18 protein-coding genes are annotated in these 23,239 nt (G+C 73.8%); 9 read left to right on the forward strand and 9 right to left on the reverse strand.

Annotated features, from left to right (window positions below; translation table 11 throughout):
- Positions 1-14 precede the first annotated feature (14 nt).
- From serS to ACNYC2_RS26945, 5 genes are all read right to left on the reverse strand, one after another.
- The gene (serS, locus tag ACNYC2_RS26925; protein ID WP_419704687.1) at positions 15-1,286 is read right to left on the reverse strand and encodes a serine--tRNA ligase; all 1,272 of its coding nucleotides are present in this window, start codon (positions 1,284-1,286) and stop codon (positions 15-17) included.
- A 10-nt stretch (positions 1,287-1,296) separates the two neighbouring features.
- Entirely contained in the window at positions 1,297-5,607 is a 4,311-nt protein-coding gene (locus ACNYC2_RS26930; RefSeq protein WP_419704688.1) for a hypothetical protein, read from the reverse strand.
- Between the two features lie 26 nt (positions 5,608-5,633).
- Positions 5,634-6,752, reverse strand: coding sequence for a diacylglycerol/lipid kinase family protein (locus ACNYC2_RS26935; RefSeq protein WP_419704689.1), 1,119 nt, complete (start codon positions 6,750-6,752; stop codon positions 5,634-5,636).
- A gap of 39 nt (positions 6,753-6,791) precedes the next feature.
- Positions 6,792-7,589 (reverse strand): glycosyltransferase family 2 protein, encoded by a 798-nt coding sequence (locus ACNYC2_RS26940; protein ID WP_377136406.1) that lies wholly within the window; start codon positions 7,587-7,589, stop codon positions 6,792-6,794.
- 195 nt (positions 7,590-7,784) lie between these two features.
- Positions 7,785-8,609, reverse strand: coding sequence for a DUF5926 family protein (locus tag ACNYC2_RS26945; RefSeq protein WP_419704690.1), 825 nt, complete (start codon positions 8,607-8,609; stop codon positions 7,785-7,787).
- Positions 8,610-9,161: 552 nt separating this feature from the next.
- Here ACNYC2_RS26945 and ACNYC2_RS26950 point away from each other — a divergent pair.
- Complete coding sequence (locus tag ACNYC2_RS26950; RefSeq protein ID WP_419704691.1) at positions 9,162-10,022, forward strand: CoA transferase; 861 nt, start codon at positions 9,162-9,164, stop codon at positions 10,020-10,022.
- 52 nt (positions 10,023-10,074) lie between these two features.
- Here ACNYC2_RS26950 and ACNYC2_RS26955 read toward each other — a convergent pair whose 3' ends face one another.
- From ACNYC2_RS26955 to ACNYC2_RS26965, 3 genes are all read right to left on the reverse strand, one after another.
- On the reverse strand, positions 10,075-10,920 hold the full coding sequence (locus ACNYC2_RS26955; RefSeq protein WP_419704692.1) for a hypothetical protein: 846 nt from the start codon (positions 10,918-10,920) through the stop codon (positions 10,075-10,077).
- A 247-nt stretch (positions 10,921-11,167) separates the two neighbouring features.
- Positions 11,168-12,550: a hypothetical protein gene (locus ACNYC2_RS26960; RefSeq protein ID WP_419704693.1), complete on the reverse strand. Its 1,383-nt coding sequence runs from the start codon at positions 12,548-12,550 to the stop codon at positions 11,168-11,170.
- Positions 12,551-12,722: 172 nt separating this feature from the next.
- Positions 12,723-14,219, reverse strand: a complete 1,497-nt coding sequence (locus tag ACNYC2_RS26965) for a glutamyl-tRNA reductase (RefSeq protein ID WP_419704694.1) — start codon at positions 14,217-14,219, stop codon at positions 12,723-12,725.
- Positions 14,220-14,268: 49 nt separating this feature from the next.
- Between ACNYC2_RS26965 and hemE the strand changes: the two genes are divergently transcribed.
- From hemE to ACNYC2_RS27000, 7 genes are all read left to right on the forward strand, one after another.
- Positions 14,269-15,354: a uroporphyrinogen decarboxylase gene (gene hemE, locus ACNYC2_RS26970; RefSeq protein WP_419704695.1), complete on the forward strand. Its 1,086-nt coding sequence runs from the start codon at positions 14,269-14,271 to the stop codon at positions 15,352-15,354.
- Positions 15,355-15,532: 178 nt separating this feature from the next.
- Entirely contained in the window at positions 15,533-17,050 is a 1,518-nt protein-coding gene (locus ACNYC2_RS26975; protein WP_419704696.1) for a protoporphyrinogen/coproporphyrinogen oxidase, read from the forward strand.
- An 86-nt stretch (positions 17,051-17,136) separates the two neighbouring features.
- Complete coding sequence (gene hemC / locus ACNYC2_RS26980; RefSeq protein WP_419704697.1) at positions 17,137-18,177, forward strand: hydroxymethylbilane synthase; 1,041 nt, start codon at positions 17,137-17,139, stop codon at positions 18,175-18,177.
- Entirely contained in the window at positions 18,174-18,965 is a 792-nt protein-coding gene (locus tag ACNYC2_RS26985) for a uroporphyrinogen-III synthase (protein WP_419704698.1), read from the forward strand. Before hemC ends, ACNYC2_RS26985 begins: the two co-directional genes overlap by 4 nt.
- Before the next feature lie 132 nt (positions 18,966-19,097).
- Positions 19,098-20,042: a porphobilinogen synthase gene (gene hemB / locus ACNYC2_RS26990; RefSeq protein ID WP_419707912.1), complete on the forward strand. Its 945-nt coding sequence runs from the start codon at positions 19,098-19,100 to the stop codon at positions 20,040-20,042.
- Positions 20,039-21,409: a glutamate-1-semialdehyde 2,1-aminomutase gene (gene hemL, locus ACNYC2_RS26995; RefSeq protein WP_419704699.1), complete on the forward strand. Its 1,371-nt coding sequence runs from the start codon at positions 20,039-20,041 to the stop codon at positions 21,407-21,409. The genes hemB and hemL overlap by 4 nt, the downstream gene beginning before the upstream one ends.
- A gap of 113 nt (positions 21,410-21,522) precedes the next feature.
- Positions 21,523-21,837: a hypothetical protein gene (locus ACNYC2_RS27000; protein WP_419704700.1), complete on the forward strand. Its 315-nt coding sequence runs from the start codon at positions 21,523-21,525 to the stop codon at positions 21,835-21,837.
- 3 nt (positions 21,838-21,840) lie between these two features.
- On the opposite strand, the gene ACNYC2_RS27005 is transcribed toward ACNYC2_RS27000, so the two are convergent.
- Entirely contained in the window at positions 21,841-22,698 is an 858-nt protein-coding gene (locus tag ACNYC2_RS27005; RefSeq protein WP_419704701.1) for a rhamnogalacturonan acetylesterase, read from the reverse strand.
- A gap of 138 nt (positions 22,699-22,836) precedes the next feature.
- Between ACNYC2_RS27005 and ACNYC2_RS27010 the strand changes: the two genes are divergently transcribed.
- On the forward strand, positions 22,837-23,217 hold the full coding sequence (locus ACNYC2_RS27010) for a metal-sensitive transcriptional regulator (protein ID WP_419704702.1): 381 nt from the start codon (positions 22,837-22,839) through the stop codon (positions 23,215-23,217).
- The last annotated feature ends 22 nt before the right edge of the window (positions 23,218-23,239 follow it).

Consider the following 23,239-nt stretch of genomic DNA (forward strand, 5'->3'; position numbering starts at 1 on the left):
GGTCGGTCGGTGGGTTACTTGGTGGGTTCCAGGAGCTCCAGGCCGCCCAGGTAGGGACGCAGGGCCTCCGGGACGTAGACCGAGCCGTCCGGCTGCTGGTGGTTCTCCAGGATGGCGACTATCCAGCGCGTGGTGCCGAGCGTGCCGTTCAGCGTCGCGACGTTCCGGGTGGAGCCGTCCTCGGTGCGCTCGCGCACGCCCAGGCGGCGGGCCTGGAACGTCGTGCAGTTGGACGTCGAGGTGAGCTCCAGCCAGCGCTCCTGGGTGGGCAGCCACGCCTCGCAGTCGAACTTCCGGGCCGCCGAGGAGCCCAGGTCGCCCGCCGCCGTGTCGATGACGCGGTAGGGCAGCTCGACCTTGGCCATCATGGCCTCTTCCCAGCCCAGCAGGCGCTGGTGCTCGGCCTCGGCGTCCTCGGGGGCGCAGTAGCTGAACATCTCGACCTTGTGGAACTGGTGCACGCGGATGATCCCGCGCGTGTCGCGGCCCGCAGAACCCGCCTCGCGCCGGTAGCAGGCGCTCCAGCCGGCGTACCGCATCGGCCCGTCGGACAGGTCGACGATCTCGTCGCTGTGGTAGCCGGCGAGGGCCACCTCCGAGGTGCCGACCAGGTACAGGTCGTCCTTCTCCAGGCGGTAGATCTCGTCGGCGTGCGCGCCCAGGAAGCCCGTGCCCTGCATGGTCTCGGGCTTGACGAGGGTCGGCGTGATCATGGGCGTGAAGCCCTCCTGCACCGCCTGGTCCATCGCCATGTTGAGCAGCGCCAGCTCCAGGCGCGCACCGATGCCGGTGAGGAAGTAGAACCGCGCACCGGACACCTTGGCCCCGCGCTTGGTGTCGATCGCGCGCAGGCCCTCGCCCAGCTCCAGGTGGTCCTTGGGCTCGAAGCCCTCGGCCGCGAAGTCGCGGCGCCGGCCCACCTGCTTGAGCTCGACGTAGTCCTCCTCGCCACCGGCCGGCGCGCCCTCGATCACGTTGGCGATCGAGTACAGCACGCGGTCGAGCTCCTGCTCGGCCTCCGTGGCCGTCGCCTGGTGCTGCTTGACGTCCTGGGCGAGCTGCTTGGTGCGCGCCAGCAGGGCCTGCTTCTCGTCGCCCTGCGCCTTGGCCACCTGCTTGCCCAGGGACTTCTGCTCGGCGCGCAGGTTCTCGAACTCCGACAGGGACGAGCGGCGGCGCGCGTCGGCGTCGAGCGCCACGTCCACGAGGTCGGGGTCGTCGCCGCGGGCCACCTGGCTCGCGCGGACTACGTCAGGGTTGTCGCGCAGAAGTCGGAGATCGATCACAGGGGTGAGCCTATCGGGGCTGTCCCGCCGATTTCGTCCGCAGCGCGACAAGCGTGAGCAGCGGCACGGCCGGGATGAGCGCGATCATCGCGATCCGGAGACCGAAGTCGTTGACCAGGGAGCCCAGCACGGCCATCACCCACATCGCCACGAGCGCGGGCCGCAGGAACTCCCAGCGCTCCTGCGCGTGCTCGAACCAGGCGGGAGTCAGCCGTCTGCGCCATGCCGCCGGGCCGTACAGGGCGAGCCCGACCAGCACGAGCACGAGCACCGTCACCCAGACCGCCGGCCCGCCGGTGACCGAGCCCAGCGCGTACAGAGCCTTGCGCAGCACCGTGGAGACCGCCTCGCCGTCGAGCACCTGGCCCACGAACCTGCCGAGGTGCGAACGGGACTCGGGTGGCCGCAGCCAGTCCAGCAGACCGACGAGCGCCACCACACCGACTCCCGCGGCGCCCACCCAGACGAACCGCCACAGGGTGAGGCGTAGCCCGGAGGCGGCGGTGCCGATCACCACGAACGCCGGGACGAGCACCAGCCCGCCGCCGAGGTCCGCGCCGAGCGTCGGCCACACGTCGACCGCCATCGCGATCACTCCCACGACGGTCACGGCCAGGGTGGCCAGGACCCGCCGTCCGCGGGTGACGAACAGCTGGGCCAGCGCCGCCGCCAGCACTATCGCCGCCACGGCGTACACGGAGAACGTGGGGTTGCCGAAGCCGTAGAACCGCGCGCCGAACGTCGGGGCCGAGCCGAGCGGGGCCGCGCGGTTCAGCGGCGTGCCGAACAGCGCGTCCACGGTCAGTGCGAGGAAGGTGATGCCCGCGACCACCCCCGGGGCCGCCCACAGCGGCCTGCGGGGGGCGAGCAGGCTGAGCCCGGCCACTGCCGCCGTCACGAGCGCGGTGGCGCCCACTATCGCGAGCACGGGCAGGTCGAACCGCCACCAGCCCGTCAGCGAGGCGAGGAACCCACCTGCCGGAAGGGCGGCCAGCGCGGTCGCGGCGACCTCGGCCGCACGCTGCCCCCTGCCCGGGGCCGCGCCGGACCCGCGCAGCAGCCCCTTCGCGGACCGAGCAGCGGAACGCCGTCGCATCGCCCACCAGCACACCCCGGCCAGCGCGAGGCCCAGCCAGAACGGCACGTCCACGAGCCAGATGTACGCGTCGCGGCGCACGTGGTCGCGGGCCGTCATGTCGGCCAGCTCGTCGGCGGTGAGCCAGGCCGAGGCGGGGCGCACGCCCCCACGCAGCAGCGGCGTCGGGTCGATGTCGGCGGGCAGGTCGACACCGACGGCGCCGAGCACCGCCGCCGGGACGTCCATCAGGCGCGCCACGCCCTCCGTACGCGTGGCCGTGCTGGCCAGATAGCGCGGGAGGCCCTCGTTCGACGCGGACGGGCGCATCATCGCCAGGCCGAGCTCCAGCGCGTGCTCCGGCACCGTCGCGACGTCGATCACCAGCACCGTCGTGTCCGCCGGAGCGGCGTCGAGGACGCGCCACACCGCGAGGTCGACGTCGGAGACGAGGCCGGCGCGGAGCGCCGCCACCTGCTCGCGGCCGTCCGGCTGCTGCTCCAGCTCCGCGCGCTGCTCGACGTCGAGCAGCGCGGACCCGGCGTCCACGAAGGTGACCGGGCAGTCCCACGCACCGGATCCCTCGGACATCGCCGACTCGAAGTCGAAGTACCTGCCGACGGTGCCGTCCCGTTCGGCGAGCGCCACCGCCGCACCCGTGCCGACCGCCGTCGTGCACTCGCCCGCCAGGGCCTCGCCGAGCGTGCCGGGGTGCGCGGCGTAGCCGGACCCGCGCTGCAGCTCCAGGAACCGGTCCCACTGGTCGACGACGGCCGGGCTGTCGCCCTGCGCCGGGGTCACCGAGACGTCGTCGCAGATCCAGTGGTTGTCGGCGCCGCGCTCGTCGGCGACCTCGGCGAGCCGGCCCGCCGAGAGGCTGAGCCAGCCGCTGTCCGGGCAGCGCGCCGCACGTCCGTTGGGCAGGGTGAGGCCCGCGGCGTCCGCGCCGTCGGTCAGGAGGCCGTACAGGGTGGGCGCGGGAGCCTGGCCGGTGTCCAGGGACGGCTGGACGTCGGTCCAGCGCAGGCCCTGCGTGCCGATCACGACGACGCTGCCGCCGGGCGGCACGACGGGCGCCGCGGTGCTGAGCGAGCCGGACTCCTCGCCCGCGGCGTCGGCGCCGGGCACCGGGAGCACCGCCGCGGCGAACAACAGGCTGAGCAGCAGCGCGCCGGACAGGCCGAGGACCGCGGACGGCACGCCGCGCACGGGCTCGGTGTGCCTGCCGGAGGGCAGCCAGCCGCGCGCGTCGAGGAACCGGGTGAGCAGGTCGGACCGCACGGCGAGCAGCGCGACGAACGCGAACGGCACGAACAGGAGCAGCCCGCGCAGGCGGTCGCCGAGGAACGGGGCGGCGTCGACCCCGACGGTCACGAGCGCGACCACGGTCACGGCGCCCACCGCACGCCACGCCGGCCGGGACGACCGTTCTCCGGTGCGGCCACGAACGCCGTCGCCCAGCACCGCTTCGGCGCTCGGCCGCGTGCGGCCGCGCACGGCGTAGGCCGCGAGGCCCGCGGCGAGCACGAGGCCGGCCGCCGCGTAGACGACGAACGCCACGTCGGAGAACCCGTAGAACCGGTCGGCGGTGGCGAGCGACGAACCGAGCAGCGAACCCTGCAGCAGCGTGAAGCCGGTGCTGCCGTCGACGGTGAGCACCAGCCAGGTGATCCCCGCCGCGGCGACCGCGTTCCGCCACGGGGCGGGCGGGAGCAGGCGGGACACCCCGCGGACCGTGAGCGCCACGAGGACCGTCGCCGCGGTCAGCGAGAGGGCCAGGCCGAACTCGGGCGCCGGCCACACCCACCAGCGGGTCAGGGTCGCGAGCGCGGCGGCGGCCGGGGCGGAGACGGCGAGCAGCACGGCCCCGAGCGCGAGGCGCTGCCGGTAGGGACCGGGGTCGCGGCGCGGCCGTCCCGTGCGGCGGGGCAGCACCAGCACCAGCACGGCGATCAGCAGGAACAGGACTATCGCGCCCGCGAACGCCGGCACCTGCGCCGGGATCGTGTCCGCGAGCACGTTGATGTACTGCCGGTTCTCCACGGTGCGGGCGACGGTGGTGCGGCGCGGCTCCCCCACCACGACGGGCATGCCGTCGATCTCCGGCTCCTCGACCGCCGGGCCCGGAGCGGGCTCCGCCTCGGGGTCGGGGAGCGCGTTGCCGGCCTCGGCCGCGGTCGCCGTCAGGTCGGTGAGCTGGACGAACCCGGTGCTGCGCGAGGCGTCCGACGTCAGCCAGCGCACGCGGGGCACGTCGACCACCCAGTCGACGACGACCTGCAGCCCCTGCTGCGTGAGCGGGGTGTCCGCGATACCCGCCACGAGCACGCGCGTACCGGTCGGCAGGCCGGTCCGCAGCGTGCTGAGCGTGTTGTCCAGCTCGTCGAGCGCGGCTGCCCGCTCGGGGCCCTCTGGCAGGCTGCCCGCGTCGATGACGGTCACCGGGCACTCGGCGAGGACGTCGCTCCAGGCGGGGTTCCCGGTGCCCGGCTCCGCCGTATCGGCGGCGGGATCCGAGGGCGCGGCGAACAGCGCGTCCAGCGAGGGGACGTACCGGCTCACCCGGCCGTCCTCGCGGGCGAGCATCACGGCGGCGCCCGGTCCGACCGCCGTCGAGCAGGCGTCCGCGTCGGCGAGCAGCTCGCCGAGGAGGCCGGGCGCAGGCGTCTCGGCGGTCTCGGCGGCCTCCTCCTCGTCGGTGCCCTCCTCCTGCTCGGGAAGCCGGTCCCAGCCGTTGACCGTCGCGGCGCTCGGCTCGGCGCCGCCCCCGCCGCGGGCCTGCGGTACAGGGGTGCACGACGTCGCCCCGCGCGCCTCCGGCGTCCGGCCGTCCTCCTGCCCGCGGGGAGGCTCCTCCGCGCGTTCCGCGCTGCCCGCCGAGACCGTGCGGCTGCCCGCGGAGAGGGTGAGCCACGCGTCCAGCGGGCACGTCGCGGGGTCCGCGGTGCGGACATTGATCGAGGCGACCGAGCCGCCGCCGATCATGTGCCACAGGTTCGGGGTGGTGCTGCGGGACACATCGGTCCAGCGCAGGCCGGCCACCCCGACGACCACGACCGGCGCGACGGGTTTCCGGGTGCCGGCCGCGGCGGCGGCGGACCCGGATTCCGCTGCGACGTCGGTCCCAGGGACGCCGGTCCCCGACGCGGCCGAGGCCGTGGCCGGGCTCAGCAGGCCGAGCAGGACCGCCACGAGCATGACCAGGACTGCGGGCACGGCCAGAGCTCGCGTGGAACTGGGATTCACCCGCCCAGGGTAGATGGCCCGAGCGGTCACGGTGCCCGGACCAGCAGGGCGCCCGGCTGGACGTGGACGTCGATCCCGACCGCCCGTCCGAGCGGGTCGCCGTCGACCTGGGCCTCCTCGCCCGCCGGCACCCGGATCCGCGCCCGGCGCGCCTTGGTGTGGTCGATGCGGCCCAGCTTCTCCGGCAGGTCGTTGCGCACCCCCACGCCCTGCATGGCGATCTCGAACGTCAGCTGGGCCCACCCGAACACCCCACCACGGACGTCGACGGCAGCCACGTCGAGCACCCCGTCGTCGAGCACGGCGTCCGGCAGCAGGGTGACGCCGCCGGGGAGCAGGCCGCAGTTGCCGACCATGATCGACCGGGCGCGGGCCTCGACCGGCGGGCTGTCGTCGAGCTGCAGGGTGGCGCGCATCCGCCGGGCCTGCAGGTGCGAGAGCCCGGCCACGAAGTAGGCGACCCAGCCCACCCGCTTCTTCAGGTCCGCGTCCGCGGTGGCGACCATCGCGGCGTCGAACCCCAGGCCGGCGATCACCAGGAAGATGTGCTCGCGCTCCGTGTCGGGCTCGTGGTCGGGCTGGTTGGGATGGTCCCCGTTGCGCGGCGCCTCCGCGAACTCGGTCACCCGCAGCCAGCCGACGTCGATGGGGCGCGTGCGGCCGTGCACGATCACGTCGAGGGCGTGGTCCACGTTCGTCAGCGGCAGCTCGAGGTTCCGGGCCAGGAGGTTGCCGGTGCCCACGGGCAGCACGCCCATCGGCTTGTCCGAGGCGACCATGGTCTCGGCGACTGCCCGGACCGTCCCGTCACCGCCCGCGGCGACGACTATGTCGGCGCCGTCGTCGAGCGCCTGCCGGGCCTGGCCCTTGCCCGGGTCCTCCACCGTCGTCTCGTACCAGAGCGGTTCCGGGAGACCGTGGGTCCTGCAGTGGGCGCGGACCTCGAGTGCCAGGCCGCTCGCGCCCTGCTTGGACGGGTTCACGATCACCGCGAGCTGCGGTGCGGCCTGCACGCTCTGCGGCGTCGCCCGGTGCGGGTCGCGGCGCCGCATCCGTGCCTGCTGCGTCCAGACCCCGATGGCGACGGCAAGTGCCAGCACGGCGACGCTGATCGCGGCAATCCCTAGCCAGACCTGCCACCCCATGGGATCAGCGTACGGGGCACGCGCGGGGGCGCCCGCGCATCAGCTGCGGACGTTCGAGCCCGCGTGCCGCACCGCGTCCACCGCGCCGCGCATCTTGCGCGCGTTCACGGCCAGCAGGACGTCGCGGTACTGCGCGGCCCGGTGGATCTGTCCCTTGAGGTCGTTCGTCGAGGCGCGGTGCTTGAGGTCACAGGGCACCTCGACGGCGACGTACCCCTTGCGCAGCAGGTCGATGGTCATGCCCGTCTCGACACCCCAGCCGCGCGCCAGCGGGGTGGCCGCCTCGAAGGCCTCACGGGTGAGGCAGCGCATGCCGGACAGCGGCTGCGACGGGCTCCAGCCCGTCATCGCCTCGATCGCCCGGCGGGCCGCGCCGACGACTATGCCGCGTCCGCCCGCGCCGGCCTGCTTGGGCAGCAGGGCGATCGCGAGATCGGCCACGCCCTCGCGGACCGGACGGACGAGCGGTGCCGTGTTCACGGCGGTGTCGCCGAGGTCGCCGTCGATGAACATGAGCAGGCGCGGCGGGCGACCGTCCGCGTCGCGCATCGCGACGACCGCGGCACCCGTCTCCATCGCGGCGGCCTTGCCGCGATTGTGCGAGTGACGCACGACGACGGCACCGGCGGCACGCGCAACGTGCTGCGTGTCGTCCTCGGAGCCGTCGTCGACCACGAGCACGAGGTCGACATGAGGGATCGCGCGCGCAGAGCGCACGGTCGCGGCAATGCGCTCGGCCTCGTCCTTGGCGGGGATGACCGCCGCCACCCGCTGGACATTCTTGCCTGCCTGAGCATTGCCGGGACGCGTGGTCTTCGCGACCGGGAGAGCGTTCACACCTGTCCTGCCTGAAGCGTCGATTTGCCTTGGTGAGTGACCGGATAGTCCTTTGCTTGGTGAGTGCAAAGGTTTACCCCTGGAATCCTACTCCCTTGGTCCGCTAGTTGCCGAAACCTGGACCGCTCGTGGCGATCCTCGGTGACTGCCGACGCGTTCCGGGCCGCTCGCGAACGACCGGCCAGGGGGTCCGGACTAACGCAGGGTGACCTGCCGGGAGACGATACCTGCTCTGGCGCGTCGCTCGTTCGCATCAAGTGGCTCCTTGATGGAAAGTGCTTTCGCGAGCTTCTCGCCGAGCTCCGTCGCGGGGCCCTCGAGATCGGCCGCCTCGGTGCCCTTCGGCAGCTCCCAGACGGGTACGACCAGGCCCGACGCCCGAAACGCTCCCACGAAATTCCCACCCGCAAGCCCTGACTCGCGCTTTGCGTGCAGACGGGAGAGCGCGTCGATCAGGTCGTCCTCGGGTTCGGGACGTGCCCAGCGCAGGAACTCGCGCGTCATGCTGCACCAGTAGGCCGACTCGACGGAGGACACCTTGACGGTGGGGATCGCGCCGTCGGCGGCGTCCTCCAGGCTCTCCTTGAGCTCCGGCGTGATCTCGGCGCTCGGGTCGAGCCAGAAGTCGAACGTCTCGTGCACGGTGACCTCGAACGGGACGCTCAGGTCGAGCACGTCCTGCAGGCGCGGGCCCTCACCCGGCAGCTCGACCGACTCGACCGCCGTGCCCGGCTCCAGCTCCAGCGCCTCGAGGAGCGCCGCCGCGAGGTCGCGGCTCACGTCGCCGGTGCTCAGGATTCCCTGCACGGCGAGCAGGATCGCGCCGTCGGCACGGTGCAGAGCGGTCCACGCCCCCGGCAGCAGCGTCACGATCGTGACGTCGCGCGAGCCGTACTCGGCGGTGGTGCGAGCCGTCGCGGTCGCTGACGGGACGATCTCACGCATCGCCACCCAGTCGGTCTCCCCGGGGAGACCTTCGAAGGGCCGGAGCACGAAGTCGGAGGAGGGGTTCTTGGCCATGCGGCGAGTGTATCCGCGCGCATGCTCCCAGTTCTGTCCGGCCGGTGATGTTTTCGGAAACTGGTCGGGCGCGGCTCATGATGGAGCGGTGGACCCCTGGCTCGCCGCGCACCTGCCCGTGCTCGATCTCGCGCTCGACGCCGTCCGAGCCGTCCAGCGCGCGTCCGCCCGGGCCGGACGCCGGGCGGACGGGCCGGTCGCGCCCGGAGCCGCCCACCCCGATCCTGTCCACCCCGATCCGGCACGAGTCGCCACGGCCTTCGCCTCCGACCGGGTCTTCGCGCTCGACGGGCGGCCCATGGAGGCGTTCGCCCCGCTCTCCGGCTTCTTCCGCACCTCGGACGGCTGGGTCCGCACCCACGCGAACTATCCGCACCACCGGTCGCGCCTGACCGCCCTCGTCGGCCTGCCCGACGACGTCGGGCGCCCCGCCTTCGCCCAGCGGCTCACCGAGCTCGCGGGGCAGGAGCTCGAGGACCGTGCGGCCGGGCCGGTGGCGGGCTCGGAACGGGGCGGCGGCGCGATCGTGGCGCGCGTGCGGACCGAGCAGGAGTGGCGGGCGTCAGCGCCGGGATGCGCGTCGTCGTCCGGCCCCCCTGGTACGGACCGCGCAGCGGGCCGAACCCACAAGTGCACGACGGCGTCGCGTGGCGGAGGTCCCGCCGGCCGGCACGGCACCCCCTCGCCGGCGTCCGGGTGCTCGACCTCACCCGCGTGGTCGCGGGCCCCGTCGCCACGCGGACGCTCGCCCTGCTCGGCGCCGACGTCCTGCGCGTCGACCCACCGGCCCCCGCGGAGATCGAGTGGCAGCACCTCGACTCGGGGCAGGGCAAGCGCAGCACCGTCCTGGACCTCCGGGACGGCAGCGACCGCCGTGTCGCCCAGGAGCTGCTGGACGCGGCCGACGTGCTGGTCACCGGCTATCGGCCGGGCGCGATCGAGGGGCTCGGGCTCGAGGCACCGCGCGGCGTCGTGACGGGCAGGGTCTCCGCATGGGGCGACACCGGACCGTGGGCCGGCCGGCGGGGGTTCGACTCGATAGTGCAGGCGGCGTGCGGCATAGCCCTGCTGGAGGGCCGGGACGGGGTACCGGGGGCGCTGCCCGCCCAGGCTCTCGACCACGCCTCCGGCTACCTGCTCGCTGCGGGGATCGTCGACGCGCTCACCGGCGCGGACGACGGACCGGGCGTCGACGTCTCGGTGTCGCTCGCACGCACCGCGGCCTGGCTGCTGGACCTGCCGGGGCGAGATCCGTTGCACCCAGCCGCCGTGAAGGCATCGGCCGGCGAGACGGTGACCCACGCCGGGGTCACCACGGCGCGCCCGGCCCTCCCGGAGCACGACGACTACCCGCACCCGGCACACCGGTGGGGCACCGACGCCCCGACCTGGCGCCCCACGCCGCCGAGATAGAACTCAGGCGAGGTAGAACCCTGGCGAGGTAGAACCCTGGCGAGAGAACAGGTCAGACGCGCACGTGGCTGCGGCGCGCGACCAGGAGCGAGCCCGCGCCACCGACCACCAGGGCGCCGGCCGCGGCCGTCAGCGCGGCCGCCTCCGCGCCCGTGGTGGAGAGCCGGGCCGGGGCGTCCAGCGTGACCTCGGCGAGCGTCGGCGCCTCCTGCCCGCCGGTGCTCTCGGACGGGACGTAGGCGGTGAACTGGGCCCCCGCGGTGTCCGCCGCCGTCGGCCGGCCCTGCCACTGCTGTCCGGGGGCCTGGACGGCCGCCGGCTCCAGGCTCGCGGACACGTCGGGCGCGGCGTCCGCCACGGGGGTGGCCGCCTTGGCCACCACCGGCTCCGCCTTCTCGACGGGTGCGGCCTCCGCCTCGGGGGCGGCGGGCCGCGGTGCGGCCTCCACGGGCTTCGGCGCGGCCTCCGCGGCCTCTTCCAGGTGCTCCCGGATCGCCTCGCGCACCTCCTCGCGGTCCTGCTCGTCCCAGCCGCCCTGCCAGTCGTCCTGGTCCTGCGACCCGGTCTGGCTCGTGGTCTCGGCACCGCGGTCGCAGTCGCCCCGCTGGGAGCCGTACTGCGGCACGTCGTAGTTCGGCTCCGAGTAGGTGGAGGGCTCGTACGAGCGCGGGGCTCCGGCGTCCTGCCCGTGGCCACGGTCGTAGCCGCGGTGCTGGCCCCCGTCGTAGCCACGGCCGTCGTCCGCGGAGTGGCCGTGGTGACCGTCGCGGCCACCGCCGTCGTGCGCCATCGCCGGGCTGGCGACGGCGGTCGCCGCGGTGGCGAGCGCGATCGTCGCCACGACGCGGGAGGCCGTGGTCTTGGCGACGGACGAAGGCTTGACGGCGGCGTGCTTCATGAGAGCTGCTCCAGCTGGTCGACTACAACTGCCCGGGACCCGGGGACGCGACGACGTTACCGGATGGGGAATAGAAGGAAAAAGGGGTGCATCGGAAAAACCGGTAGACAAGGTAACGATCCGATAACAACGGACAGAAGAATGGAACCTTGACAAAGCCCCGGAAAACGTAAACAGGGTGGAGCGCCAATGGCGCTCCACCCTGCTACGTCAAGGTCGAAGAGGCTGGGGTCCTCTTGTTCTCAGCTCAGGAGAGGCCTCCCAGCAGGCCACCGGTGAGGCCGCTCACGGCACCGCCGGTCAGGCCGTCCACGGTGTCGGTGACGCCACCGACGGTGTCCGTCACGGCGCCGCCCGCGACACCCTTCACGGTGTCCGTGACGGGCTTGGCGACGCTGCCCACGGTGTCCACGACGGGCTTGGCGACGCCGTCCACGACGACGTCCTTGACGATCGGCTTGGCGACGCCGTCGACGACCGTGTCCTTGACGACGGGCTCCACCACGTTGCCGACCACGTCGTCCTTGACGACGTCCTTGACCACACCGCCGAGGACGACGTCCCCGACGACCGGCTTCGCGACGTCGTTCACGACGCCCGGGACCACGTCGCCCGTCACGGTGCCGACGGCACCCGGGACGACGGAGCCCGCCACGTCGCCGACGGCCGCGGTGGCGCCCGGGACGACGCTGCCCTGCACGGAACCGACCGCACCCGGGACGACCTCGGTGGTGACCGGCTTGACGACGCCGTCGACCGCCACGTCGCCCACGACGCTCTCGACCACACCGGCGGCCGGGGTGGTGACCTTGGCGACGACGCCCGGAACGCCGGCGACCACGCCGGGAACCTGCGACACGACGCTGTTCACGACGCCGCCCACGCCACCGAGCACGCCCGGCAGGTTGGCGGTAAGGCCGGCGATCGGAGCGGTCACGCCGCCCAGGACGTTCGGCAGGTTGCGGATCACGTCGGCGACGGTGGACGGCACGCCGTCGACCGTGCTGGTGGCGGTGTTGACGGCCCCGCCGGCGACACCGGTAGCGGTGCTGACCACGCTGCCGGCCGCACCGGTGGCGGTGCCCGCGACGCCGCCCACGACGTCACCCTGCAGCGCGCCACCCGCGACCCCACCGACGACGCCGGTGGCGGTGCCGAGGGCACCCGTAGCGGTGCCGACGACGTTGCCGCCGAGCACGTTCGAGAGAGCCGACCGGGCGGTGCCAGTCACGCCGGAGACGGCGGAGCCGTTGGTCACGCCGCCCACGACGCTCGAGACGACCTGGGGTGCGGCGCCCTTGAGGGCACCCGACACGAACTGGGCCGGCTCGTAGTTCGGCGCGAGGGCCGTGGTGGGGGCGATCGACGCGGGCAGCTCCTTGACCACGGCGTCGGCCACGGGCGCGGCCTTCGTGAGCTCGCTCAGGTCGATCGACGTCGACGAGAGGGCGGGGAGGTTCGACTTGAGGCCCTCGGTGGTGGTCCCGAGGTCACCGAGCGAGTCGAGCGGCGAGGCCTCTGCGGCCATTGCCGGGGCGGCCATGCTCGTGGCCGCCGTTGCGATGGCGACGGTCGCGATGGTCCGCGCACCCGCCGATACGGTCTTCTTCTTGTGTGCTGCGTGCTTCAAGAGTTGCTCCAGCATCTCGTTGCGCATGAGCGCGTTCGGTCCTTGAGCCACCGAACTTAGCCCTCACCCCCGGGTGAATAAAATCACCCTTGTTACGGTTTGGTAACGATGGCCGAATTGGACCCTAGAAACCGGTCCGTCCCGCTTGTTCCGCGCGTTATCGCGTCAAGCGTTATCGGCGGCGGGAGGAATCGGCGTCTCGGTGGGCGGACGCTTCCATCGTCAGCGCCTCCGCACCCTGGACCAGAGCGGCCTCGGCGGCCCGTGCCTCCGCGGTGGCCCTCGCCCGGACGTCGACGATCTTGTCGTGCAGCTCGGCGTGCACGCGCTTGCGCACCTCGCGGGCGATGACGTCGACGTCGGCCTCGTCCGGGCCGGGCTCCCCGTGTGCGGCCAGCTCGGCGGTGAGCCGGGCGACGGACTCGGTGATCTCGGCGACCACCCGGACCTCCGCCTCGTCCAGGAGCGCGATCACCGCGGCGTCGGCCTCCCGGCCCAGCCGGGTCTCCTCGAAGCGTCGCGCGGCCGAGTCCACTATCCGCTGCGCGTGCGCGACGACGTCGTGCGCCACGGCGGGCGCGTGGGCCTTCAGGGTGGCGAGGTCGAAGAGCAGCACACCCTCGACGTCGGCCACGCCCGGGTCGACGTCGCGGTGCAGCGCGAGGTCCAGGATGACCAGCGGCCGGGGCTCCGGCTCGTCGCCGGCGCGGTCAGCGGCGCGCTCCCGCGCGCGGACCAGTGCGGCGGCGTCCAAGACGTGACCGAGGCTCGCCTCGGGGCCGTTCTCGGTCACCAGGCCGGGGAGCTCCGTCGAGCCGCCGAGGTTCCCGGCCACCATGGCGCTCAGCCGCTCGCCCTGCTCGGTCCCGACAGGCTCGACCCGCGAGGTCGCGGCGGCCGCGCGGCCGCGAGCGCCGCTGCAGCTGACCACGAGGTCGGCGTCGGCCAGTGCCTCGATGAGCGAGTCCACCGGCTGCACGCCGTGCGACTCGGCGAAGGCCTCGGCACGGCCGGACTGCGAGTAGACGCGGATGTCGTCGCAGCCGCGCGCCCGGAGGGCGGCGACGGACGCGCCCGCGTACGAGCCGGTGCCGATCAGCACGGCGCGCGTGCCGTCCCACGGCGGCAGCTCGCGCTCGGCGAGATCCAGCGCGAGGGCGACGACGGACCGGCCCGCCGCACCCAGCTCGGTGTCGGTGCCCACCCGCTTGGAGGTGCGCGACGCCGTCTGGAAGAGCAGCTCCAGGGTCTTGGACGTGGTCTCCTGCTCGCGGGCCTCCGCGAGGGAGCGCTTGACCTGGCCGGCGATCTCCCGCTCGCCCACGACCATCGCGTCCAGGCCCGCCGCCACGGCGAACAGGTGCTCGGTGACCTCCGGTCCGGTGCGGACCGTGAAGCTGCGGGCGGCGACGTCGCCCGTCACACCCGAGGAGCGCGCCACCAGCTCGGCCACGTGCCGCGTCGCGTGCCGCACGCTGTCGCCGCTGAGCGGCGCGTCGACGTCGAGGTAGAGCTCGAAGCGGTTGCACGTCGAGATCACGACGGCGCCCGCGACGGGGCCGCACGAGCCCACGACGACGCGACCCACTGACGACGAACCCGTGGACAGGCGTTCCAGCGCGTCGAGGTCGAGCTCGCGGTGGCTGGCGGTGAGGGAGAGGAGAACCACAGTGCTCCAACTTTATGCACCCCGGCGGGGCAGGGCAGAATCGGTAAGCGTGAAGTCCACCACGATTGCCCCTGCTCATCCGCTCGCTGACGGGCGGACCTCTGCCGCACCCCTGGTGCAGGCCCTCCGGGGTGATCGTCCTGGCCGCACGCCTGTCTGGTTCATGCGCCAGGCCGGCCGGTCCCTCCCCGAGTACCGCGAGGTGCGCAAGGGCACGGGCATGCTCGAGTCGTGCCTGCGGCCGGAGCTCGCGTCGGAGATCACGCTGCAGCCCGTCCGCAGGCACGGGGTGGACGCCGCCGTCTTCTTCTCCGACATCGTGGTGCCGCTCAAGCTCGCCGGGGTGGGCGTGGACATCAAGGCGGGGGTGGGCCCCGTCATGGACCAGCCCTACCGCACGGCGGACGAGGTCGCCCGCCTCACCTCCCGCACGCTCGACGACGCGGCCCTGGACCCGATCCGGGAGGCCGTCGCGCTGACCGTCGCCGAGCTGGGCACGACGCCGCTCCTCGGGTTCGGCGGGGCGCCGTTCACGCTCGCCGCGTATCTCGTCGAGGGCCGGCCGTCGCGCGACCACCTGGCCGCGCGCACCCTGATGCACGCCGACCCGGCGACCTGGGACGCGCTCGTGACCTGGACCGCCGACCTCACCGGGGCGTTCCTGCGGGCGCAGGTCGAGGCCGGAGCGAGCGCCGTGCAGCTCTTCGACTCCTGGGCGGGCTCGCTCTCGCTCGCGGACTACACGTCGCGCGTCGCCCCGTCGTCGACTCGCGCGCTCGCCCACGTGGCGGACGCCGGCGTGCCCGCCATCCACTTCGGCACCGGCACCGGGCACCTGCTGCCCGCCATGCGGGACGTGCTGGTCGCCGCGGGCCTGGTGGACCACGCGGTGGGCGTCGACTATCGGACGCCGCTCGACGAGGCAGCCGCCCTGCTGCCCGGCGTGCCCCTGCAGGGCAACATCGACCCTGCGCTGCTGGCCGCGCCGTGGGACGTGCTGGAGGCGCACGTGCGCGACGTGGTCGCCCGCGGGACGGCGGCGCCCGGGCACGTGGTCAACCTCGGTCACGGCGTGCCGCCCGAGACCGACCCGACGGTGCTGACCCGCGTGGTCGAGCTGGTGCACTCGTTGTGACCGGGGTGGCCGGGGTGGCCGGGCTGGCCGGGCTGGCCGGGCTGGCCGGGGCCTGGACGGGGGCGGCCGGGGCGGTGATCTTTGACCATGCAGTTGCTGCCAAGATTGCGACTCGACTGGCAGCAACTGCATGGTCAACGAGGACGACCCTCGCGAGCCTCGGTCTTCGGCACCCGAGATGACCGAGTCGCCCGAGATGGCCGACGCCGTGGTCGTCGGGGCCGGGATCGGCGGGCTCGTCGCCGCGCACACGCTCGCGGCGCGCGGGCTGCGCGTCGTCGTCCTGGAGGCGGCCGACCAGGCCGGCGGACCGATCCGTGGCGGGGCCTTCGCCTCGCTGCCGGACGTCCCGCTGGACCTCGGCGCGGAGTCGTTCGCCGTGCGCGGCGGCATCGTCGACGAGTTGGCGGAGGAGCTGGGGCTGGACGTCGAGGCGCCCGCCGCACTCTCCGCCTGGGGCTACGCCGCCGGGCGGGCGTTCCCGCTGCCCGCCGCCGGGGTGCTCGGGATCCCCTCGCGGCCGTGGGCCGCGGACGTGCGGCGCGCGATCGGCTGGCCGGGCGCGCTGCGCGGGACGCTGGACCGGATGCTGCCCGCCCGGTTCGTGGACACGACCGACCTCGGGACGTTCGCGCGGTCTCGGCTCGGGTCCCGGGTGGCGGATCGACTGGTCACGCCCGTCGCGGCCGGCGTGCACTCGGCGCCGCTCGACCGGCTCGACGTCGCTGCCGTCGCGCCCGGGCTGCTCGACGCATACGCCCGGACGGGGTCCCTCTCGCGGGCGGTGGCGTCGCTGCGGGCGGCGGCTCCCCCTGGTTCGGCGGTGCGCGGGATCGACGGCGGTGTCCACGCTCTGGTGAACGCTCTGGTGGCGCGCCTGGACGTGCGGCTGGGGGCGCGGGTGGTCGGCGTGGAGCGGGCGGACGCCGACTGGCTGGTCCGCACCGAGAACGGCCAGGCGCTGCGCGCGCCGCGGCTGGTGCTCGCGACCCGTCCCGACTTCGGTCCTTCGCCCACGGCGGTCGCTGAGATCGGTCGGTTGCCTCGAGATCGGTCGATCAAACGACCGATCTCGAGGCAACCGACCGAACTCGAAGCGCACGCCCAACAAGAGACCGATCTCGACGAGGCGCGGGTCGGCGGGCTCGCCCTGCCGCCCGCCCCTGAATGCGGCGCCGACATCCGCCTGGTCACGCTCCTGCTGGAGGCGCCCGAGCTGGACGCCGCCCCACGCGGTTCCGGGATGCTCGTGGCCCCCGGGACCACCCCGGGCGCCGTCCGCGCCAAGGCCCTGACCCATGCGACGGCGAAGTGGCCGTGGCTGGCCCGCCGGATGCGCGACGCAGTCGGCCCCGGCCGGCACGTGGTGCGCCTCAGCTACGGCCGCATCGGCGAGCCGACGCCGCAGCCCACCGCCGAGGAGGCCGCCCGCGACGCGTCGGCGCTGCTCGGCGTCGATCTGACCGGCCGGGTGCGGGACGTCCTGCACCAGCACTGGGACGGCGCACTCCCCCCGCCGACACCTGCCTACCGGGCCGCGATCAGGGAGTTCGAGCAGGCGGTGCTGACCGAGCCCGGCCTCGACGCCACGGGCGGCTGGATCGCGGGCACGGGTCTGGCGGCGATCGTCGGACACGCGCGGCGCACGGCGGAGCGGCTCGGCGAGCCCGGAACGACCCGGAACGGCGCGTTCTGACAGAACGTTCTGACAGTCCGCCAGCAAGGATGTGAGATAGGCCGCCGCGTTTCCTCCAGGCGGGGGTTCGGGTGGAGACTGGGATAGTGACCCCGACCCCCCTCGCCGTCAGCACACCAGGAAGCGTCCCGGGAGACGCCGCGCCGATCCGTCTCGGTACGCGCGCGAGCGCCCTCGCCACCACCCAGAGCGGTCTGGTGGCCAAGCGCCTGGAGGAGCTGACCGGCCGGCCGGTCGAGCTGGTGCACATCCGGACCGAGGGCGACGTGAAGACCGGCAGCCTGGCCAGCCTGGGCGGCACCGGGGTCTTCGTGACGGCCCTGCGGGAGGCGCTGCTCGACGGACGCTGCGACGTCGCCGTCCACTCCCTCAAGGACCTGCCGACCACCCCCGCGCCCGACCTCACCTACGTGACGCCCGAGCGTGCCGACCCGCGCGACGCCCTGTGCGCGCGCGACGGGCTCACCCTCGCGACGCTCCCCCGCGGGGGGCGCGTGGGCACCGGCTCGCCCCGCCGGGCAGCCCAGATCCGCGCCGCCCGGCCGGACCTGGAGGTCGTCGACATCCGCGGCAACGTCGGCACCCGGCTCGACCGGGCGCTCGGCCCTGACGCCGACCTCGACGCCGTCGTCCTCGCCTACGCGGGCCTGGCCCGGCTGGGCCGCACCGAGGTGATCAGCGAGGTGCTCGACGTCGACGTCGTGGCCCCGGCCCCCGGCCAGGGCGCGCTCGCCGTCGAGGTCCGCACCGCCGACCTCGTGGCCCCCGCCGACGCCGCTGGACAGGGCCTCGCCGATGCGATCCACCTGCTCGACCACCGCCCGACCCGCCTGGCCGTGCTCGCCGAGCGTTCGGTGCTGGCGCGGCTGGAGGCCGGTTGCGCCGCGCCCGTCGGGGCCTACGCGACCGTGGCCGGGGCCGCGCTCCAGCTGCGGTCCGTGGTCGCCGCCGTGGACGGCACCGAGCAGATGTCCCGCAGCGGCGAGACGCGGCTCTCCCAGGACGTCGCCCCCGAGGACCTCGACGACGCCGCCCGCGCGCTGGGCATCTCCGTGGCCGAGCACCTGCTGGCCGACGGCGCGGAGCGGCTCGCACCGCTGAGCGCGACCGTCCCGGAGAAGGCGTGACCGAGGCGGTCCTCCCCATCGAGCCGGCCGACTCCGCCGGACACCCGGTGGTGCTGGTGGCGCGCGCGCCGGGGCGGGCCGCCGGGCTGCTCGCGCTGCTGCGCGAGCAAGGGCACTGCGCCGTGGCGGCGCCCGTCATCGAGCGGGCACCGGTCGAGGACCTGGCGGAGCTCGACGCCGCCCGCGAGCGTCTCGCCCGGGGCGCGTACGACTGGGTCGGGGTCACGAGCGTGAACGCGGTGGACGCGCTGCTCGGATCCGCGACCGGAGACGTACCGGCACCGACCGGCCGGGTCACTGGCGAGCCCGTCCGGTGGGCCGCCGTCGGGCCGGCGACGCGGCAGGCGCTGGCCGAGCACGGGCTGGCCGTCGACCTGGTGCCCGACGTCGCGACCGGTGCCGGGCTCGCCGACGTGTTCCCCGCCGCGGACGCGGGAGACCTGGACCACGAGCCCCGCGTGCTGCTCCCGCTCGGCGACCTCGCCTCCGACACCCTGCGCAGCGGCCTCGTGGCCAAGGGCTGGGCGGTCGACGTCGTGACCGCGTACCGGACGGTCACGCGCGAGCTCCCGCCGGAGCTCCGCCGGCCGTACGACGTCGTCGTGGTCGCCTCGGGCTCGGCCGCCCGCCAGGTCGCGGCCCAGCTGGGCCCGCAGCGGGTGGTCGCGATCGGTGAGCCGTCGGCCGGCACGGCACGAGTCGTCGGGCACACGGTGCTCGCGACCGCCGCCGAGCCCACGGACGAGGCCCTGGCCGATGCCGTGGCCGAGGCACTTGTCAGAACCTGATGCACCTGTCAGAGGCTCAGGTCACGCTGGTGACCTGGCCGTCTGACAACCAACGAGCCGAACAGAAAGTAGGACACCTTGAGCTCCACCGGGATCGTGTACCGACCACGTCGCCTGCGTGCCACACCCGGCATGCGCCGCCTGGTCGCGGAGACTCGGCTGCACCCGGCCGACCTGGTGCTGCCCCTCTTCGTCAAGGAGGGGCTGACCGAGCCCGCGCCGCTGACGAGCATGCCCGGGCAGGTGCAGCACACCGAGGAGTCCCTGGTGGACGCGGTGCGGGCCGCACGGGACGCGGGACTCGGCGGCGTCATGCTGTTCGGCATCCCGACGGTCAAGGACGCGACCGGATCGCAGGCCGACGCAGAGGACGGGATCCTGCAGCGGGCGCTGCGGGCGTCGCGCAAGGTGCTGGACGAGGTTCCGGCGGGTACGGCCACCCCCGTGCTCATGGCGGACACCTGCCTGGACGAGTTCACCGACCACGGCCACTGCGGCGTCCTGACGTCCACAGGGGCTGTGGACAACGACACGACGCTCGCCCGCTACGCCTCCATGGCGGTGGCGCAGGCGAGGGCGGGCGCGGACGTCATCTCGCCGTCCGGCATGATGGACGGCCAGGTGGCGATGATCCGCGACGCGCTGGACGACGCGGACTTCCTCGACACGAGCATCCTGGCCTACAGCGCCAAGTACGCGAGCGCCTACTACGGCCCGTTCCGCGAGGCCGTGGACTCGGAGCTCAAGGGCGACCGCAAGACGTACCAGATGGACTTCGCGAACGCCCGCGAGGGTCTGCGCGAGGCCGACCTGGACCTCGCCGAGGGCGCCGACATCGTCATGGTGAAGCCTGCCGGGTCGTACCTGGACGTGCTGCGCGCGGTCGCCGACCGGAGCGACGTGCCGGTGGCGGCGTACCAGGTGTCGGGCGAGTACGCGATGATCGAGGCGGCCGGCGCGAACGGCTGGATCGACCGGGACCGGGCCGTCCTGGAGTCGGTGACGAGCATCAAGCGAGCGGGCGCGAACGTGATCCTCACGTACTGGGCCCTGGAGATTGCGGAGTGGATCAAGTGACCGAGGCGATCGAGACCCAGGCCCTGCGTCGGGCGCCCGAGGCGAACCACGCGGCGTTCCTGCGTGCGCAGGGCGCGATCCCGGGCGGCGTGAACTCGCCCGTGCGCGCCTACGGCAGCGTGGGCGGCGACCCGCGGTTCCTCGCCTCGGCGAGCGGCCCGTACGTCACGGACGTCGCGGGGCGCGAGTACGTGGACCTGGTCTGCTCGTGGGGTCCGGCGCTGCTGGGGCACGCGCACCCCGAGGTCGTCGCCGCGGTGCAGGACGCCGCAGCGCGCGGCCTGTCGTTCGGCGCCCCGACGGTCGCCGAGGTGGACCTCGCGGAGGAGGTCCGGCGCCGGGTGCCCGCCGCCGAGCGCGTCCGTCTGGTCTCCACGGGTACGGAGGCGACGATGACGGCGATCCGCCTCGCCCGCGGGTTCACGGGCCGGCCGCTCGTGGTCAAGTTCGCCGGCTGCTACCACGGGCACATGGACGCGCTGCTGGCCGAGGCCGGGTCGGGCGTCGCGACGCTCGCACTGCCGGGTTCGGCGGGCGTCACCGAGGCGACCGCCGCCGAGACGCTGGTGCTGCCCTACAACGACCTCGCGGCCGTCGAGGCGGCGTTCGCGCAGCGCGGCTCGGAGATCGCCGCGGTCATCACCGAGGCGTCGCCCGCGAACATGGGTGTGGTGCCGCCCGCCGAGGGGTTCAACGAGGGCCTGCGGCGGATCACGGCGACGCACGGCGCGCTGTTCATCATGGACGAGGTGCTCACCGGGTTCCGCGTGGGTCCGTCCGGCTGGTGGGGGCTCGAGAACGAGGCCATCCGCGCCGCCGGGGGCGATGGCTACACGCCCGACCTGTTCACGTTCGGCAAGGTGGTCGGCGGCGGCATGCCGGTGGCCGCGCTGGGCGGGCCGGCGTCGATCATGGACCACCTGGCGCCCCTCGGGCCCGTCTACCAGGCGGGCACGCTGTCGGGTAACCCCGTGGCGGTCGCCTCTGGCCTGGCGACCCTGCGGCTGGCCGACGACGCCGTGTACGGCCGCGTGAACGAGGTGTCGCGGGTGCTGTCCGACGCCGTCGGCGACGCGCTGTCCGCCGCAGGGGTGGAGCACCGCGTGCAGCGGGCCGGCTCCCTGTTCTCGGTGTTCTTCGGCCCGCTGGCCGCTGCGTCGGGCGTGCGCGACTACGCGCAGGCGCAGGCCGCCGAGACGTACCGGTACACGCCGTTCTTCCACTCGATGCTGGAGTCCGGGGTCAACCTGCCGCCGTCGGTCTTCGAGGCCTGGTTCGTCTCCGCCGCGCACGACGACGCGGCGGTGTCACGCATCCTCGACGCCCTCCCGGCGGCAGCGCGCGCGGCGGCAGCGGCGTCCGCCTGACCCGTCCTGGGCCCGCCCGGCGGCCGGCCGTCTGTGGGGAGGTCTACCCACTGACCGCAATGCCATGTTCTGTCACAATCTGCGAGCCCTGCGCACCGTGCGCAGGGTTCGAGATGAGGGAACGAAACATGGTCTTCTTCGGCTGGGGCAGCAAGAGCAAGACTGCGCCGCTCGACGCGGGGCGAGCCCTGGTGCTGCGCTACTCGTACTTCCACCTGTTCTGGCTGCTCCGGGTCTCGTGGGGCCTGAAGTACAGCCTGGCGACCGCCACCGAGGCCGGGTGGGCCACGCGGCCGCTCTCGGACGAGGAGGCCATGCAGCTCGACGCGCCCAGCAAGCTCACGCTGAACCTCTGGTGGCGGTGGGGCCTGGTGCTCTGGGCAGCCGTGGCCCTCGTCGCCATCGTCATCGGCAACCTGACGCGCTGACCGTCACGCCACGGCGGAGGCCGTCTCCGGCCACGTGATCCACGAGGCCGGGACGTCCTCGTCGAGACGGCGCAGCGCGTTCTCGGCGAGGACCCCGGCGGCGAGCAGCCCTCGTGCCACCATCTGCCCCACCACACCCGCGCCCGTGGCGTTGAAGTGCGTGTTGTCGTCGAAGCCCTCCGCGGTGTGCAGGAAGTTGAGCCGGCTGAGCTGGGGCCCGAGCTGCTGCCACCGAGCGATGGTCTGCGCGGTGATGTCGATGAGGGGAACACCCTCGTCCGCGGCCAGCGCGCGCATCGCGTCCGGGTAGCGCCCGTGGGTCGCGACCGCGTTGCCGTCGGCGTCGAACCGCCACCGTTCGGCGGGGGTGAGCAGCACCGGCACGGCACCCCGCTGCCGCGCGCCGTCGACGTAGAGGCGCAGGAAGGACTGGTAGGCGGTCCACGGGTCGGTGCGGACCAGCGGGTCGGACTTCTCGTCGTTGTGCCCGAACTGGACGAGCAGCACGTCACCGGGGCGGAGGTCGGCCAGGATCGCGGCGAGACGCCCCTCCTCGACGAAGGTCCGGGAGCTGCGCCCGTTCATCGCGTGGTTGAGCACCTCCGTCCGCTCCGCGACGTACCAGGGCAGCGCCATGCCCCAGCCGGTCTCGGGGGCGGCGGGAGCGTACTTCTGCGCGGCGGTCGAGTCGCCGGCGATGTGGATCCGGAGCGGGTGCTGCTCCCTTGCTGTCCGGGCGACGGCGCGGATCGCCGGCTCACGAGCGGGAGCGGCCGCGGGTGCCGCGCTCGCCGTCGTGAGAGCGAGCGGGCCGGCGACAAGTGCGGCGAGCATGAAGCGACGGGTCATCGGGGCGGCCATGCCTGTGGGGTGCCTCTCGTGCAAGAACCTGGGGTGTCCAGGACGAAAGATAGCCGATATACCTGCGGGTCAGTGCCGTTTATGCACCGCTGGCCTGGGCGTTTGACTCTTTACCCCGCCGGGGTATCTGATTGAGGAATGACCGAGGCGACGGAGACCACCGAGGCGGCTGTGGTCGCCGTCGGGCAGCATGATCACCATGACACGGACCCTGACCTGGCCGGTTCGCACGACGAGCCGCACGGCTACGCGTCCGACAAGCCCGCTTACCTCAAGCGGATGCGTCGTATCGAGGGACAGGTGCGCGGCATCGCGCGCATGATCGACGAGGACACGTACTGCATCGACGTGCTCACCCAGGTGAGCGCCGTGACGAAGGCCCTGCAGGCGGTGAGCCTCGCGCTGGTCGAGGATCACCTGGGGCACTGCGTGGTCGACGCGGCCAAGGCGTCCGACGACGAGGGCGCCGCCAAGGTCAAGGAAGCCGCCGAGGCGATCGCTCGCCTCGTCCGCATGTGAACACCCATCAGCTGCGTGCAGA

This window comes from Promicromonospora sp. NFX87, assembly GCF_048564965.1.
Classification (GTDB): domain Bacteria; phylum Actinomycetota; class Actinomycetes; order Actinomycetales; family Cellulomonadaceae; genus Promicromonospora.